Raw genomic sequence first — 15,606 nt, forward strand, 5'->3', positions numbered from 1 at the left:
CGCATGATGCGGCGCACGATTGCGCGCCACTTTGCGTCGGTCCGCTCACATCCGGAAATGCTCGCCGAGATACACGCGGCGCACGCTTTCGTTCTCGATGATTTCCTTCGGCGCGCCCGCTGCGAGCACCGAGCCGTCGCTGATGATGTACGCATGATCGCAGATGCCGAGCGTCTCGCGCACGTTGTGATCGGTGATCAAAACGCCGATGTTGCGCTGCTTCAGAAACTTCACGATTTTCTGAATTTCCAGCACCGCGATCGGATCGACGCCCGCGAACGGCTCGTCGAGCAGAATGAAGCTCGGATTGGTCGCGAGCGCCCGCGCGATCTCGACCCGACGGCGTTCGCCGCCCGACAGCGAGAGCGCCGGATTCTCGCGAAGATGCGCGATCTGCAACTCGTCGAGCAAGGCTTCGGCGCGCTCGGTTATGGCGTCTTTTGACAGGCGTTTGCCCGATTCATCGCTTTGCAGTTCCAGTACCGCGCGGATATTCTGCTCGACGGTGAGCTTGCGAAACACCGATGCTTCCTGCGGCAGATACGACAAGCCGAGGTGCGCGCGCTGGTGGATCGGCAGAAGGCTGATCGAGTTGCCGTCGAGGTCGATCTCGCCGCCATCGAGCGGCACGAGGCCGACGATCATATAGAACGACGTGGTCTTGCCCGCGCCGTTCGGGCCGAGCAGACCGACCACTTCGCCGCTCTTCACATCGAGCGACACGTCTTTCACCACGGTGCGCGAGCCGTAACGCTTCTTCAGATTGCGGACGACGAGCGAGCTCGATTCGCCTTCCGGCTTACGGTGGGGCATGGCGGGCGAATTCACTGCTGCGGCGTTCCTTTAATGGAGTTCGACGGAGAAAGCGTGGCGGGCGACCCGTTCAGCGGCGCGGCGCCGCCGGAACGCGGTGCGAGCATCGCGCGCACGCGGCCGCTCGGATTGCCGGGGCCGGCCTGGTCCTTGCCCGCGCTCGCCGTATAGAAATCCTTCTGGCCGTCATAGGTGATCACGCTGCCATGCACCTCGTCCTGCACCGTCGTCAGACCTTGCAGGCGGCGCACGACGGCGCGCGTCGTGAGTTTCGTGAAGTCGTTCTTGCCGTCGTAATCGATGCGCACCGCGTTGCCGTCGATGTACTCGTCCAGGCCGTCGCGCTTCTGGCGGAAATACGAGAGATTGCCACCAGTCGACGTGCCGGTCGCGTATTGATAACCCTGCGGGTCCTGCGTCACGTCGACGCGGTCGGCCTTGATCACGATAGTGCCTTTCGTCGCGACCACGTGACCGGTGAAGACGTTCTTCTGGTTGAGATCGTCGTAGGACATGTTGTCCGCTTCGATGTTGAGCGGTTTGTCGCGGTCGGCCTTTTCGGCGTGCGCCGGCAATGCGGCCAGCGCGACAGCGACGGTCAGGGCGGCAGCGAGCCCGGCCCGCACGGCGTGCGTGGCACGGCGCGCGCGCGTTGCGTGCGCAGGGCCGCCATCGGGACGAGGGAACCTTTCGTTCATGCAGTCACAATTCGGATGGGAGTGCCCGGCTTACTTGGAGGAGCCGCCGTTGATATCCGTGGCGGCGATCGCGCCGCGCACGTTACCGAACAGCTTCATCACCCGGGTCACGTTGTTGTAGTTCATGCCAGCGGCGGTCATCACCGACGGGCCGCGCTGAAGTCTAACCGGTTTTTCCGTTTCGATGACATCGTCGTTCACCAGCACGCGAAAATGCTGGGAATCCGCCTGCATCTGCGGATCGCCGTAACCGGCCGCGCGCAGGATACGCGCGTCGTCATACAGATCGACGATCGAAACGTCTCCGTTGACCGTGCCGCGCTGGGCCGTTGCCGTGACGGTCGGCTTCATCGGCTGGAACATGCGCATTGCGGGCAGCGTGAGGTCGCTGATCTCGTCGTCTTCGTAATGCACCATCGACTTCGCCGTCAGACGATATTGTGTCGTGCCGGTGGCGTCGAGTTCGGAAACAGAAAAGTCGTTGGCGAAGTAATCGGGCGTGTGGCGCTTCTCTGGCGCGCTCGCCGGCTGAGCCGGAGGCAGCGTGGCTTGCAGCAGCCAGTAAGTGATGCCGGCGAGCGCCGCCATCGTGAGGAGCGGCCCGAGGGAGGCGAGCTTTCCGGGGCGCGGCATGAGCGTTAGCCTCCGAGCGCCGCGGCGAGCAGTTCGTCGTAGCGATGTTGCGCGCGCAGGATGGCGTCGCAGACTTCGCGCACCGCGCCCTGGCCGCCGCGCGCTTCCGCGACCCAATGCACGCGCTGGATTACTTCGGGATGCGCGTTCGCGGGTGCGGCCGCAAAGCCGCAGCGGCGCATTACCGCGAGGTCGGGCCAGTCGTCGCCCATGTAGCCGCATTCGTCGGCCGAAATGCCGGTGGCTTCGAGGAGTTCGGCGAGCGCGACGGTTTTATCGCCGACGCCCTGATAGAGATGCGTGATGCCTAACTCGCGCGCGCGCGCCGCGACGATACCCGATTGCCGTCCCGTGATGATCGCCGTTTGCACGCCGGCGGATTGCAGCATCTTCACGCCGTGGCCGTCGAGCGAATTGAACGACTTCATCGCGTCGCCCTCGGCGGTGAAGTAGAGACTGCCGTCGGTGAAAACGCCGTCGACGTCGAACACCATCAGCTTGAGCCGGCTCGCGCGTTCGGCGGCGGTGGGAGGCTTCTGCGCCATCAGATTACCTTCTTGGAGAAGAGGTCGTGCATGTTCAGTGCGCCGATCAAAGTCGCATCGGCGTCCACGACCAGCATCTGATTGATGCGAAAGCGCTCCATCAGTTCCACGGCTTCGACCGCAAGATGATCCGGCGCGATCGTGCGCGGATTACGGGTCATGACATCGGCGAGCTTGAGCGCGCGGAAATCGCCGTCGCGCTGAAGGATGCGGCGCAGGTCGCCGTCGGTGAAAATGCCGTGGACGTGGCGATTTTCGTCGATGACGGCCGTCATGCCCATGCGCTTGTCCGTGATCTGGAAGAGCGCGTCCGATACGGTTGCATCGAGCGAAACGACCGGTACTTCGTCGCCCACGCGCATTACGTCGCGTACATAAGTGAGCAGGCGCCGCCCGAGCGCGCCGCCCGGATGCGAGCGCGCGAAGTCGTCGGGACCGAAGCCGCGCGCGTCGAGCACGGCGACGGCGAGCGCATCGCCGAGCGCCATCGCGGCGGTCGTGCTGGCCGTGGGCGCGAGATTCAACGGGCACGCTTCCTTTTCCACACGCGCGTTCAGATGCATGTCTGCGAGCTGGGCGAGACTGGATTCCGGACGGCCGGTGATTGCGATCAGCTTCGCCCCGAGCCGCTTGATGAGCGGCAAAATGGCGACGAGTTCCTCGGTTTCACCCGAGTTCGACAGCGCGATGAAAATGTCTTCGGCGGTGACCATGCCGAGATCGCCGTGGCTCGCTTCGGCCGGATGCACGAAGAAGGCCGGCGTGCCGGTGGAGGCGAGTGTGGCGGCGAATTTGCGCGCGACATGTCCCGACTTGCCGATGCCCGACACGACCACGCGACCGCGGCAGCCGAGCAGCGTTTCGACCGCGTTCGTGAAGTTGTCGTCGAGGAGTTCTGAGAGCCCGCGAACGGCGTCGGCTTCGATATGGAGTACGTTGCGAGCCAGCGCCAGCGCCCGGTCGCCATTGATTTTCGCTATCATGCGCGGAGTATAGCAAAGGCGATTCCGGGCCGCCCCGTCGGGAGCCCGGTGCGCCGCCGCCTATCCGCCCCCGCAAGCCCTGTCGTCAGGGGCCTTTTTTAAGATGCCGGAGCGCTGGAAACGCGCCTCGCATCGCTGACGAACGAGGACGCTAGACGGATGACCTCTCCGCTTGAAATGACGCTGTTGTTGCTGCTCTGCTCTGTGGCAGGCGTCGTCGTATTTCGCTATTTCAACCTGCCGCCGATGCTCGGTTATCTGGCGGTTGGCATCATCGTGGGGCCGAACGCGGCAGGCATCGCGCCGGATACCGACCGCGCGCAGCATCTCGCCGAATTCGGCGTCGTCTTCCTGATGTTCTCCATCGGGCTCGAATTTTCGCTCTCGAAGCTGCGCTCGATGCGGCGCATCGTGTTCGGTCTCGGCGCGTGTCAGGTCGCGGCGACCATCGCGCTCGCGCTGCTCTTCGGCTGGATCGCGAATTTCTGGACCGAGATGTCCTGGCAGGCGAGCTTCGCGCTCGGCGGCGCGATCTCCATGTCCTCGACCGCCATCGTCAGCAAGCTGCTCGCGGAGCGGCTCGAACTCGAATCGGAGCACGGCCGCAATATCTTCGGCGTACTGCTGTTCCAGGATCTGGCGGTCGTGCCGCTGCTCATCATCATCGCGGCGTTCGGCAACGGCGATTCGTCGAAACTCCCGATGTGGCTCGGCATCGCGGCGGTGAAGATCGTCGTCGCGTTGACGGTGCTGCTCTTCGTCGGCCAGAAGTTCATGACGCGCTGGTTCGACATCGTCGCGCGGCTTCGTTCGCAAGAACTGTTCATGCTGAACCTGCTGCTGGTGACGCTGGGCGCGGCGTTCATCACCGACAAGTTCGGTCTGTCGCTCGCGCTCGGGGCGTTCATCGCGGGCATGCTGATCGCGGAGACGCCGTATCGGCATCAGGTGGAAGAAGACATCAAGCCGTTTCGCGACGTGCTGCTCGGTCTGTTTTTCGTGACGACCGGCATGCTGCTGAACCCGCGCGTGATCTGGGAGCATCCGTTTCTCGTGCTCGGCTTTTTCGTCGTGCCGATTCTGTTCAAGGCGGTGATGATCACCGGCCTCGCGCGTGCGTTCGGCGCGCGGCCGGGCGTCGCCATGCGCACGGGTCTCGGTCTCGCGCAGGCGGGCGAATTCGGCTTCGTGTTGCTGAACCTGATTCTGGACTCGCATCTCGTCAATTCCACGATCCTGCAGGCGATTCTCTCCGCGATGCTGCTCTCGATGCTCGCCGCGCCGTTCATCATTCAGAACGCCGACCGGATCGTGCTGCGGCTGTCGTCGACGGAATGGATGCTGCAATCGCTGCAGATGACGAAAATCGCAACGCAGAGTTTGAAGCAGAGCGGCCACGTGATCATCTGCGGTTATGGCCGCGCGGGGCAGAACCTCGCGCGCATGCTGGAGCAGGAGGGCATTTCCTATGTCGCGCTCGATCTGGACCCGGATCGCGTGGCGGCGGCCGCGGCGGCGGGCGAATCGGTCGTGTTCGGCGACGCCGGGCGGCGCGAGTCGCTGCTCGCCGCGGGCCTGCATCGCGCGGCGACGGTCGCCATCACCTACGCGAACACGCCTTCCGCGATGCGCGTGCTGCACAACATCCACGAACTCGCGCCCACTTTGCCGGTGATCGTGCGCACGGTCGACGACGCCGATCTCGAAAAGCTCACCGCGGCGGGCGCGACGGAGGTGATTCCGGAGATTGTCGAAGGCAGTCTGATGCTCGCGTCGCACACGCTCGTCCTGATGGGCGTGCCGATGCGCCGCGTCGTGCGGCGCGTCGAGGAAATGCGCGACGCGCGTTACAGCCTCCTGCGCGGCTACTTCCACGGCGCCGACGACGTCGATGACGACGATGGCCACGAGCAGGTCCGGCTACAATCCGTACCGATCGACGCAAATTCCGAGGCGGTCGGGCATTCGCTCGACGATCTCGGTCTTGTCGGCAATGGTGTCGAAGTGACCGCGATCCGGCGCCACGGCATCCGGGGCGTCGAACCCGACCCCGAAACCAAGCTGCGCGCGAACGATATCGTCGTGCTGCGCGGCCTGCCCGAAGTGCTGGCGCAAGCCGAGGAACGGCTCTCGCGCAATCGCCGGGCGGCGTAATTTCCCTCTTTTGTCACCAAGGCGAACGCGCGGCCTCACGGCGCGGACTCCGGAGAAGTCATGTCCATTACCCACTCGCACGCCCAGCTCGACGCCGCGCGTTTCATCAAAGAGCGCGTGCGCACCGTCGAAAACTGGCCGCAGGCCGGCGTGCAGTTCCGCGACATCACGACGATCCTGCAAGATCGCCGTGCGCTGCGCATGCTGATCGACCTGTTCGTGCAGCGCTATATCGACGAGAACATCAACGTGATCGCCGGCATGGACGCGCGCGGCTTCATCATCGGGCCGATTCTCGCGTATGAGCTGAGTCTCGGCTTCGTGCCGATCCGCAAGAAGGGCAAGCTGCCGTACAAGACGCTCGAACAGTCGTATGAACTGGAATACGGCAGCGCGACCGTCGAGATTCACGAGGATGCGTGCAAGCCGGGCGACCGCGTGGTGATCGTCGACGATCTGGTCGCGACCGGCGGCACGATGATGGCCGGCAAGATCCTGCTGGAGCGGCTCGGCGCGGAAGTGGTCGAGGCGGCGGCGATCATCGATCTGCCCGATCTCGGCGGCTCGAAGCTGCTGCGCGAAAACGGCGTGCCGCTTTATACCGTGTGCGAATTCGCCGGACATTGAGATGCCCAACTTTCTGCTCTTTCTCGCGGCGTCCGTCGCGATTACCGTGGCGCCGGGGCCGGACAACCTTCAGGTGCTCGCGCGCGGCATCTCGCAAGGACGGCTTGCCGGCGTGGTCGCGGCGTTCGGTTTCGCCTTCGGCGTGATCTTCCATACGACGCTCGCGGCGCTCGGCATCGCGGCGCTGCTGCGCTCGTCACCGCTTGCGTTTCAGGCGGTGAAGCTTGCGGGCGCGGCGTATCTCGTGTGGATCGGCATCAAGGCGTTGCGCAGCCACGGGCTCGCGACCGCGCACGCGCGCCCGAGCCAGCCGCTCACGACCGTGTTTCGCCAAAGCGTGATCGGCAACATGCTGAATCCGAAGGTCACGCTGTTCTTCATCGTGTTCCTGCCGCAGTTTGTCGATCCGCACGGCGCGCAAAGCGTGATGCTGCAGATGTTCGAACTCGGCGGACTCTTCATGCTGCAAACGGTCGTCGTGTTCTCGCTCTTCGGCTTCGGCGCGGGAATGATCGGCGCGTGGCTCAAGCGCCGTCCGCGTCTCGGCGTGTGGCTCGACCGGCTTGCTGGCGTGACGTTCATCGCGCTGGGCATTCGCGTCGCGCTGCGCGACTGAGGCTGACGGATGACTCTGCCCGCCATCGTTTCCGCGCGCCGCTTCGACGCCCCCGCGCACGCACCGTTTTTCATCGGCGATGAACGCGTCGGCTGGATTCGCCGAACCGACGTCGAGGCGCTGCGTCGATGGCCGGACGTTTTCGAGATCGACGCGGCATCGGTTCGCCTGCACGCATCGCTCGCCGATGTGGACACGCGCAGCGCCGCGCTCGGCGCGGTCATCGGCGCGCTCTTCGCCGAAGGCAGGATTCCCGGCTGGCGCGACGAAACCTACGCGATCCGCAACGATTTCGACGCCGCGCCGATCGCGTTCATCGAGCGCGCGGCGTCGCGCTTCTTCGGCACGATGACCTACGCGGTGCATCTGAACGGCATCGTAAAATATCGGGATAAGGCGCCGCAATTGTGGATCGCGCGCCGCAGCGACACGAAGGCGACCGATCCCGGCATGCTCGACAACATCGTCGCGGGCGGCATCGGCTGGGGTCTCGACCTCATGCCGACGCTCGTGAAGGAATGCTGGGAAGAGGCGGGCATGAGCGCCGAACTCGCGCAAACCGCCGAGCGCGGCCGCACGTTCCATGTGCTGCAGTCCTTGCCCGAAGGCACGCAGGCCGAGCAGATCTTCGTGTACGACGTTTCCCTGCCGCACGATTTCGCGCCGCGCAATCAAGATGGCGAAGTGGGCGAACATCGCCTCGCGCGCATCGAGGATGTCGCGCGCTGGATCGAGGAGGGCACGCTCACCGTCGACGCCAGTCTCGCGACGCTCGATTGCATGCTGCGTCATCAGTGGATAGACGAGGACGCGTGCGAAGGCATCGACGCGTTATTCGAGCGGCCGCAAAGCTGAACACCACGAATCAAACGAACGAGGGAAGGTCATGTCGACCGAACATAGTTTCTATCTGAAGTTGTCGTGCCCGGACCGTCCGGGAATCGTGCATGCCGTGTCGGGCTTCCTGTTCAACCTCGGCGCCAATATCCTCGACTCCGCGCAGTTCGGCGACAGCCGCACCGGCGAGTTCTTCATGCGCGTGCATTTCCAGCAGGTCGGCGGCGACCCCGGCCTCGACGCGCTGCGCAAAACGTTCAGCGATCTCGCCGACGAGTTCGGCATGCGCTGGGAATTGCACGACGCATCGGTGAAGCCGCGCGTGGTCATCATGGTGTCGAAGATCGGCCATTGTCTGAACGATCTGCTGTTCCGCTATCGCACCGGGCAATTGCAGATCGAGATTCCGGCGATCATTTCGAATCACAAGGATTTTTATCAGCTCGCCGCGAGCTACGACATCCCGTTCCATCATCTGCCGCTGCTCAAGTCGACGCCGGAAGCGAAGGCCGCGCAGGAATCGCGCGTGATGGAAATCGTCGATCAGCACGACACCGATCTCGTCGTGCTCGCGCGCTATATGCAGATCCTGTCGCCGCAACTGTGCGCGAAGCTTTCCGGCCGCGCGATCAACATCCATCACTCGTTCCTGCCGAGCTTCAAGGGCGCGAAGCCGTACTATCAGGCGTTCGATCGCGGCGTGAAGCTCATCGGCGCGACCGCGCACTACGTGACGTCCGATCTGGACGAAGGCCCGATCATCGAGCAGGAAGTGGAGCGCGTCGATCACAACATGACGCCGGATCAACTGACGGCGATCGGCCGCGACGTCGAATGCGTGACGCTCGCGCGCGCGGTGAAATGGCATGCGGAGCACCGCATTCTGCTGAACGGGCACAAGACGGTCGTATTCCGCTAAGCCGTTGTTCGGAATGAGAAAGCCCGCCGGATCAGTACAGATCAGGCGGGCTTTTTTGTGCTCAGACGAGCCGCAGATAAATCAGTTCGCGCTTGATATAGCCATAGAAAATCGGCGCGGCGATCACGCCGGGAATGCCGAACGCGGCTTCCATCGCGAGCATCGCGAGAAGCAGTTCCCACGCGCGCGCCTCGATCTGCCCGCCGATAATGCGCGCATTCAGGAAATATTCGAGCTTGTGAATCAGGATCAGGAACGCGAGCGACGCGACCGCCGTGCCGAACGACACCGACAGCGAAATCCCGACGATGATCGTATTCGAGATGAGATTGCCGATCACCGGCATCAGGCCGACGATGAACGTGACCAGCACGAGCGTTTTGGAGAGCGGCAGCTTTTCGTGAAAGAGCGGCAGCGCGACGAGAAGGTATAGCGCGGTGAAGACGGCGTTGATCGCCGAAATCTTGATTTGCGCGAACACGATGCGGCGGAAGGCATCGGAAAAACGCGACACGCGCGCGACGAGCGCGGTGGACAACGGCAACCGATGATGCGCCGCGCGCGGCGCGCTCACCGCGATGATCGCGCCAATGATCATGCCGATCACGATGTGGCCGAAGCCGCGCGCCATTTCCTTGCCGCCTTGCTGAAGCATCTCGGCGTGCTTGTGCATCAGTTCAGTGGCTTTGTCTTTCATCTGCACCGCGTCCACGGGCAGATAATTCGCGATCCAGTCCGGCACGGACAGCCGCGCGCTGGACGTGATGCTCGTCAGTTGATCGAGCAGCTTTTGCAGGCTCGGGAAGTCGCGCTCGAAATGTTCGATGGTGGCGATGGTCGCGCCCGTCAGCCCGCCGACGATGATCGCCGAAATCAGCCCGACCGCGATGAGCCGCGCGCCGCGGCTGACTACATGACGCTCGATCAGCGGCGCGATCATGTGCGTGAGCTGATACACCAGCATGCCGGCGAGCAGCCCGCCGAGCAGTTGCAGCCTGAGCGTAATGTACAGCGCCAGCAGCGCGAGCATGTAGCTGCCGATCTCCACCGCCGACAGCTTCGGCAAACTCATGTCGCTCGTCAGCCTGACGTGGCGCGTGGGCAGGTCCCGTATGCGCGCTTCCTCGTTGGCCGCTTCGTTGCGCTTCGCCATGACTGCGTTCCTTTCCCCTGCTGCGTATGACGGTTATTCGTGCCGCGGCGTGCGCGGCGCATTTTAACGGTTCGGCCGACGCCGCCCCGGCGGCCGAACCGGCTCCGTGAATCAGGCCGCCGATTTAGCCCGCCGCAACAAGGGTGCCAGATATCTGCCGGTAAAACTCGCCTTCGACTTCGCCACCTGCTCCGGCGTCCCCTGGGCGATGATCTGCCCGCCGCCGGCGCCGCCTTCCGGACCGAGATCGATCACCCAGTCGGCGGTTTTGATTACGTCGAGATTATGCTCGATGATTACGACAGTATTACCCTGATCTCGCAATCGATGGATCACTTCGAGCAAAAGCGCGATGTCGTGGAAGTGCAAACCGGTCGTCGGTTCGTCGAGGATATATAGCGTCCGACCGGTATCGCGCTTGCTCAGTTCCAGCGAAAGCTTGACGCGCTGGGCCTCGCCGCCCGATAACGTGGTCGCGGACTGGCCGAGCCGGATGTAGCCGAGACCGACGTCGAGCAGCGTTTTCAACTTGCGCGCGACCACCGGCACCACCTTGAAGAACTCGTGCGCGGCTTCGACCGTCAGGTCCAGCACTTCGCTGATGTTCTTGCCCTTGTACTGGACTTCGAGCGTTTCGCGGTTGTAGCGCTTGCCGTGGCACACGTCGCAGGGCACGTAGACGTCCGGCAAAAAGTGCATTTCGACCTTCAAAACGCCGTCGCCCTGACAGGCTTCGCAGCGTCCGCCCTTCACGTTGAACGAGAAGCGGCCCGGATCGTAGCCGCGCTCCTTCGCCGCCGGCACGCCCGCGAACAGTTCCCGGATCGGCGTGAAGAGTCCCGTGTAAGTGGCCGGATTCGAGCGCGGCGTGCGGCCGATCGGCGACTGATCGACGGCGATCACCTTGTCGAAGTGCTCCAGGCCTTCGATCGACTCGTACGGCGCGGGCTCCGTCGCCGAGCCGTACAAATGCTGCGCGACCGCGTGCTGCAGCGTGTCGTTGATGAGCGTCGACTTGCCCGAACCGGACACGCCCGTCACGCAGGTCAGAAGTCCGACAGGCAGGTCCAGCGTCACGCGCTTCAGATTGTTGCCATACGCCTCGACTATGCGCAGCATGCGCTCGTCCGGCGCGGTGCGCTCGGCGGGATAGCTGATCGTGCGCTTGCCGGAGAGATACTGGCCGGTGATCGAGTTGGCGTCTTTCTGCACCTGAACCGGCGTGCCTTGCGCGACGATCACGCCGCCGTGCACGCCCGCGCCCGGTCCCATGTCGACGACGTAGTCCGCCATGCGGATCATGTCCTCGTCGTGCTCGACCACGATCACCGAATTGCCGATGTCGCGCAGATGCTTGAGCGTGTCGATCAGCCGGTCGTTGTCGCGCTGATGCAGACCGATGGAGGGCTCGTCGAGCACGTACATGACGCCGGTCAGACCCGAGCCGATCTGCGACGCGAGCCGGATGCGCTGCGCCTCGCCGCCGGAAAGCGTCTCCGCGCTGCGTTCCAGCGACAGATAGTCCAGCCCGACGTTATTCAAGAACGAAAGCCGCGCGACGATTTCCTTGACCACCTTGTCGGCGATCTCGCCCTTCGCGCCTTCCAGACGCAGCGTCTGGAAATAGCCGAGCGCATCGCGCAGCGGCCAGCCGCTAATTTCGAAGATGCCGCGCGCCTGGCTCCCGGCGCCGACTTTCACGAAGCGCGCCTCGCGCCGCAGACGCGTGCCTTCGCACGCCGGGCACGGCTGATTATTCTGGTATTTCGCGAGTTCTTCGCGCACCGCGGACGAATCCGTCTCGCGGTAGCGCCGCTCCAGATTCGGGATGATGCCTTCGAACGCATGCTCCCGGATCGACGTCCGCCCGCGCTCGTTGATGTAGGAGAACGGAATCGCCTGCTTGCCCGAGCCGTACAGCAGGATCTTGCGCACTTTCTCGGGCAAGTCTTCGAAGGGCGCGTCGATTTCGAATTCAAAGAAGGCCGCGAGACTTTGCAGCATCTGGAAATAGAACTGGTTGCGCCGGTCCCAGCCCTTCACCGCGCCCGCCGCGAGCGACAGCGACGGATGCGCGACCACGCGCTTCGGATCGAAGAACGTGATCTGTCCGAGGCCGTCGCACTCGGGACACGCGCCCATCGGATTGTTGAACGAGAAAAGACGCGGTTCCAGTTCCGGCAACGAATACGAGCAGATCGGGCACGCGAACTTGGAGCTGAAAAGCTTTTCCTTCTCCGCGTCCATTTCGAGCGCGATCGCGCGGCCGTCGGCGAGACGCAGCGCGGTTTCGAACGATTCGGCGAGCCGCTGCTTCATGTCCGGCCGCACTTTGAGGCGGTCGATCACGACGTCGATCGTGTGTTTGTCGTTCTTCTTGAGCTTCGGCAGCGAGTCGACTTCGTAGATTTTCGCGACGCCTTCGTTCGCCGTGCCGCCGCCCGAGCGGATGCGAAAGCGGATGAAACCCTGCGCCTGCATTGCCTCGAACAACTCGACATGCTCGCCCTTGCGATCCACGACGACCGGCGCGAGGATCATCAGCTTGGTTTCTTCGGCCAGCGCGAGCGCGGCGTCGACCATTTGCGAGACGCTTTGCGCCTCCAGCGGAATCAGGTGATCCGGGCAATACGGCGTGCCGACGCGCGCGTACAAAAGACGCAAATAGTCGTGGATTTCGGTAACAGTTCCGACCGTCGAGCGCGGATTATGCGACGTGGCTTTCTGCTCGATGGAAATGGCCGGCGAAAGACCTTCGATCAGATCGACGTCCGGTTTCTCCATCAGCTGCAAAAATTGCCGCGCATACGCCGAAAGGCTTTCCACGTAACGGCGCTGACCTTCCGCATACAGCGTGTCGAACGCGAGCGACGACTTGCCCGATCCGGACAGCCCCGTGATCACGATCAGCTTATGGCGCGGCAAGTCGAGATTGACGTTCTTCAGATTGTGGGTGCGAGCCCCACGAATGCGAATTTCTTCCACGAGTTTGTTCCGGGGTTCTTTCGGATGCGTTCGGATGTTTTCAGCGGTGCTTTCATCCGTCCTGGCGGGCCATTCAGCCATTGCCGGGCGGAAAGAGAGGGGGCCAAACCTGCTACTATAACGACTTTTGAAGGGCGCGGCGCCCGGGCCCCGAGGCCGGATGCGCGTCGATCGGCCGGCGCGGGGACTTGTCGGCCATGTGCGGGGAGTGCGCTGACACAATGAGCGGCGTGCCCGAGCCGTGTGAGCGGCGCGTCCGAGCCGTGCGATCCATATAGTGCCGTTTCGAGCAAGAACAAGGCGGCTGCGCCGCAGGCCAGGCCAGACGCGACCCTCATCCTTTTCCCGTTTCTGATGTCCAATCCGTCTGCCACGCCCACACGTCTCTCAGCGCCGGAGTTGCGCGCGACCGTGTCTCTCGCTGCCATCTTCGCGCTGCGCATGCTCGGTCTTTTCATGATCATGCCGGTGTTCTCCATCTACGCGAGGACCATCCCGGGCGGCGACAACGTGCTGCTCGTCGGGATCGCGCTCGGCGCTTACGGCGTCACGCAGTCGATGCTCTACATCTTTTACGGCTGGATTTCCGACAAGCTCGGGCGCAAACCGGTCATCGCGTTCGGGCTGGTGGTGTTCGCGATCGGAAGCTTCGTCGCGGCCGCCGGGCATTCGATGGCGTGGATCATCGCCGGGCGCGTGATTCAGGGCATGGGCGCGGTGTCGTCGGCGGTGATCGCGTTCATCGCGGATCTTACGCACGAGGAAAACCGCACCAAGGCAATGGCGATGGTCGGCGCCAGCATCGGCGTGTCGTTCGCGGTGGCGATCGTCGGCGCGCCGATCGTGTTCCACTGGGTCGGCATGAGCGGGCTTTTCACGTTGATCGGCGTGCTGTCGATCCTCGCGGTCGGCGTGGTGTTCTGGATCGTGCCCGATCCGCCGGCGCCTCCGGTTCACGTCAAGGCGCCTTTCGCGGAAGTGCTGCACAACGTCGAGTTGCTGCGCCTGAACTTCGGCGTGCTCGTGCTGCACGCAACGCAGACCGCGCTTTTTCTCGTCGTGCCGCGCATTCTGGAAGAGGGCGGGCTGCCCGTCGCATCGCACTGGAAGATTTACCTGCCCGTGATGGGGCTCGCGTTCGTCTTGATGGTCCCGGCCATCATCGCCGCGGAAAAACGTGGAAAAATGAAGAGCGTGATGCTGAGTGCGATCGGGCTTATCCTGATCGGCCAGTTGTTATTGGGCGCCGCGCCGCATACGCTGTGGTCCGTGGCAGCCTTTCTGTTCGTGTACTTTCTCGGCTTCAACGTGCTGGAGGCGTCGCAGCCGTCCCTCGTGTCGAAGCTTGCGCCGGGCACGAGAAAGGGCGCGGCGGCGGGCGTGTACAACACGACGCAGTCGATCGGTCTCGCGCTCGGCGGGGTGATCGGCGGCTGGCTGCTCAAGCTCGACGGGCCGAGCGCGGTCTTCTATGCCTGTTCGGCGCTGGTTTTCGCGTGGCTGATCATCGCTGTATGGATGAAACCCCCGCCGCGCAGAACCCAGCGCGCGGCCTGAGAGTAATCTGAATCATCGAATCGCGCCGGCATGATACGGCCGAATTCACGTCTGAAGACGAGATCGGTCCAATCGCATCATTCGGCTGACAGTTAGCAAGGAATCTACCGGAGAAATCATGGCATCAGTCAACAAGGTCATTCTCGTGGGCAATCTGGGCGCTGACCCAGAAACCCGCTACCTCCCGAGCGGCGACGCCGTGGCCAACATTCGTCTCGCGACGACCGACCGCTATAAGGACAAGGCCACCGGCGAATCCAAGGAACTCACGGAGTGGCATCGCGTGGCGTTCTTCGGCCGCCTGGCGGAGATCGTGAACGAATATCTGAAGAAGGGCTCGTCGGTTTATATCGAAGGGCGTATCCGCACGCGCAAATGGACCGATCAGGCGGGCCAGGAGCGCTTCTCGACGGAGATCGTCGCCGATCAGATGCAGATGCTCGGCGGTCGCGGCGGCGCGGGTGGTGGCGATGACGGCGGCTACAGCCGCAGCGCGCCTATGGAGCGTTCCGGCGGCGGCAGCAGCAGCGGCGGCGGGCGCGCGCCCGCAGGTGGACGTGCGAGCGGCGGCGCGGCAGGCGGCGGCGGTTCCAGCCGCCCGAGCGCGCCGGCAGGCGGCGGCTTCGACGACATGGACGACGATATTCCGTTCTGACGAATCACCCACGATTCGCGCATCGAAAGATGGGCCTCCGGCTGCAGTAGCCCGAGGCCCATTTTTTTGTCCTGGCAAGGCGCTTTCTGAATTGTGGCCCGGGCTCCTGCTTTTCTCGCCGAGGCATATTAATCTTTCGGAGCGCATGCATGGACTTGTGCGTTTCTATGTGAAGTCAAAACCTTTCGGTAGTCTAATCGGATTTATCCTATGGTCTACGAAATGTTCGCGTCCTATTTTTGAAGCGATTATTCAAGGGAATAAACTTAATGTTTATTTGCTTGTTGTCAGTGAGTTAGGAATTCGGATCGAACTTCCTTATCTGACCTGGGTAAGCGCGAATTGGAAAAAAGCGGCTCTTTTGAAAATGAAGTGGGTAATGGCTCTCAGCGGGCATGCGAGTTGAATGCGGAGAAGTCGAGTTTGCCAGC

Annotated in this window: 14 protein-coding genes; 7 read left to right on the forward strand and 7 right to left on the reverse strand. The window is 63.2% G+C overall.

Annotation, left to right across the window (positions count from 1 at the left end; all coding sequences use genetic code 11):
- Nucleotides 1–45 precede the first annotated feature (45 nt).
- The 5 genes from lptB to kdsD are packed head-to-tail and all read right to left on the reverse strand — an operon-like array spanning nucleotide 46 to nucleotide 3,672.
- Nucleotides 46–813 carry an LPS export ABC transporter ATP-binding protein gene (lptB, locus tag AWB82_RS25650; protein WP_086972189.1) on the reverse strand — a complete coding sequence of 256 codons (768 nt, stop codon included), beginning with the start codon at nucleotides 811–813 and terminating at the stop codon, nucleotides 46–48.
- Between the two features lie 11 nt (nucleotides 814–824).
- Nucleotides 825–1,511: a lipopolysaccharide transport periplasmic protein LptA gene (gene lptA / locus AWB82_RS25655; RefSeq protein ID WP_086972170.1), complete on the reverse strand. Its 687-nt coding sequence runs from the start codon at nucleotides 1,509–1,511 to the stop codon at nucleotides 825–827.
- Between the two features lie 30 nt (nucleotides 1,512–1,541).
- Complete coding sequence (lptC, locus tag AWB82_RS25660; protein WP_086972171.1) at nucleotides 1,542–2,144, reverse strand: LPS export ABC transporter periplasmic protein LptC; 603 nt, start codon at nucleotides 2,142–2,144, stop codon at nucleotides 1,542–1,544.
- Between the two features lie 5 nt (nucleotides 2,145–2,149).
- Entirely contained in the window at nucleotides 2,150–2,689 is a 540-nt protein-coding gene (locus AWB82_RS25665) for a KdsC family phosphatase (protein WP_086972172.1), read from the reverse strand.
- Nucleotides 2,689–3,672, reverse strand: a complete 984-nt coding sequence (kdsD, locus tag AWB82_RS25670; protein ID WP_086972173.1) for an arabinose 5-phosphate isomerase KdsD — start codon at nucleotides 3,670–3,672, stop codon at nucleotides 2,689–2,691. The genes AWB82_RS25665 and kdsD overlap by 1 nt, the downstream gene beginning before the upstream one ends.
- 159 nt (nucleotides 3,673–3,831) lie before the next feature.
- Here kdsD and AWB82_RS25675 point away from each other — a divergent pair, with 159 nt between their 5' ends.
- Genes AWB82_RS25675 through purU form a run of 5 tightly spaced genes read left to right on the forward strand, consistent with a single transcriptional unit; the run spans nucleotide 3,832 to nucleotide 8,825 of the window.
- Nucleotides 3,832–5,826, forward strand: coding sequence for a cation:proton antiporter domain-containing protein (locus AWB82_RS25675; RefSeq protein ID WP_086972174.1), 1,995 nt, complete (start codon nucleotides 3,832–3,834; stop codon nucleotides 5,824–5,826).
- Between the two features lie 60 nt (nucleotides 5,827–5,886).
- Nucleotides 5,887–6,453, forward strand: a complete 567-nt coding sequence (locus tag AWB82_RS25680) for an adenine phosphoribosyltransferase (protein ID WP_086972175.1) — start codon at nucleotides 5,887–5,889, stop codon at nucleotides 6,451–6,453.
- Nucleotide 6,454: 1 nt separating this feature from the next.
- Nucleotides 6,455–7,069 carry a LysE family translocator gene (locus tag AWB82_RS25685; protein ID WP_086972176.1) on the forward strand — a complete coding sequence of 205 codons (615 nt, stop codon included), beginning with the start codon at nucleotides 6,455–6,457 and terminating at the stop codon, nucleotides 7,067–7,069.
- Between the two features lie 9 nt (nucleotides 7,070–7,078).
- Nucleotides 7,079–7,924: an NUDIX hydrolase gene (locus AWB82_RS25690; protein WP_086972177.1), complete on the forward strand. Its 846-nt coding sequence runs from the start codon at nucleotides 7,079–7,081 to the stop codon at nucleotides 7,922–7,924.
- Nucleotides 7,925–7,955: 31 nt separating this feature from the next.
- Nucleotides 7,956–8,825, forward strand: coding sequence for a formyltetrahydrofolate deformylase (purU, locus tag AWB82_RS25695; protein WP_086972178.1), 870 nt, complete (start codon nucleotides 7,956–7,958; stop codon nucleotides 8,823–8,825).
- A gap of 61 nt (nucleotides 8,826–8,886) precedes the next feature.
- On the opposite strand, the gene AWB82_RS25700 is transcribed toward purU, so the two are convergent.
- Together AWB82_RS25700 and uvrA are read right to left on the reverse strand one after the other, a co-directional pair.
- Complete coding sequence (locus AWB82_RS25700) at nucleotides 8,887–9,978, reverse strand: AI-2E family transporter (protein WP_086972179.1); 1,092 nt, start codon at nucleotides 9,976–9,978, stop codon at nucleotides 8,887–8,889.
- 111 nt (nucleotides 9,979–10,089) lie between these two features.
- Nucleotides 10,090–12,963 carry an excinuclease ABC subunit UvrA gene (uvrA, locus tag AWB82_RS25705; RefSeq protein WP_086972180.1) on the reverse strand — a complete coding sequence of 958 codons (2,874 nt, stop codon included), beginning with the start codon at nucleotides 12,961–12,963 and terminating at the stop codon, nucleotides 10,090–10,092.
- A gap of 354 nt (nucleotides 12,964–13,317) precedes the next feature.
- On the opposite strand from uvrA, the gene AWB82_RS25710 reads away from it, so the two are divergent.
- Both AWB82_RS25710 and AWB82_RS25715 read left to right on the forward strand, forming a co-directional pair.
- Nucleotides 13,318–14,520 carry an MFS transporter gene (locus tag AWB82_RS25710; protein ID WP_086972181.1) on the forward strand — a complete coding sequence of 401 codons (1,203 nt, stop codon included), beginning with the start codon at nucleotides 13,318–13,320 and terminating at the stop codon, nucleotides 14,518–14,520.
- Nucleotides 14,521–14,638: 118 nt separating this feature from the next.
- Nucleotides 14,639–15,175, forward strand: coding sequence for a single-stranded DNA-binding protein (locus tag AWB82_RS25715; protein WP_086972182.1), 537 nt, complete (start codon nucleotides 14,639–14,641; stop codon nucleotides 15,173–15,175).
- Nucleotides 15,176–15,606: the final 431 nt, after the last annotated feature.

The organism is Caballeronia glebae (assembly GCF_001545035.1).
GTDB classification, from domain to species: domain Bacteria; phylum Pseudomonadota; class Gammaproteobacteria; order Burkholderiales; family Burkholderiaceae; genus Caballeronia; species Caballeronia glebae.

Coding starts and splice junctions, on each gene's coding strand:
- lptB (WP_086972189.1), bottom strand. CDS start 813: ATGCCCCACCGTAAGCCGGAAGGCGAATCGAGCTCGCTCGTCGTCCGC.
- lptA (WP_086972170.1), bottom strand. CDS start 1,511: ATGAACGAAAGGTTCCCTCGTCCCGATGGCGGCCCTGCGCACGCAACG.
- lptC (WP_086972171.1), bottom strand. CDS start 2,144: ATGCCGCGCCCCGGAAAGCTCGCCTCCCTCGGGCCGCTCCTCACGATG.
- AWB82_RS25665 (WP_086972172.1), bottom strand. CDS start 2,689: ATGGCGCAGAAGCCTCCCACCGCCGCCGAACGCGCGAGCCGGCTCAAG.
- kdsD (WP_086972173.1), bottom strand. CDS start 3,672: ATGATAGCGAAAATCAATGGCGACCGGGCGCTGGCGCTGGCTCGCAAC.
- AWB82_RS25675 (WP_086972174.1), top strand. CDS start 3,832: ATGACCTCTCCGCTTGAAATGACGCTGTTGTTGCTGCTCTGCTCTGTG.
- AWB82_RS25680 (WP_086972175.1), top strand. CDS start 5,887: ATGTCCATTACCCACTCGCACGCCCAGCTCGACGCCGCGCGTTTCATC.
- AWB82_RS25685 (WP_086972176.1), top strand. CDS start 6,455: ATGCCCAACTTTCTGCTCTTTCTCGCGGCGTCCGTCGCGATTACCGTG.
- AWB82_RS25690 (WP_086972177.1), top strand. CDS start 7,079: ATGACTCTGCCCGCCATCGTTTCCGCGCGCCGCTTCGACGCCCCCGCG.
- purU (WP_086972178.1), top strand. CDS start 7,956: ATGTCGACCGAACATAGTTTCTATCTGAAGTTGTCGTGCCCGGACCGT.
- AWB82_RS25700 (WP_086972179.1), bottom strand. CDS start 9,978: ATGGCGAAGCGCAACGAAGCGGCCAACGAGGAAGCGCGCATACGGGAC.
- AWB82_RS25710 (WP_086972181.1), top strand. CDS start 13,318: ATGTCCAATCCGTCTGCCACGCCCACACGTCTCTCAGCGCCGGAGTTG.
- AWB82_RS25715 (WP_086972182.1), top strand. CDS start 14,639: ATGGCATCAGTCAACAAGGTCATTCTCGTGGGCAATCTGGGCGCTGAC.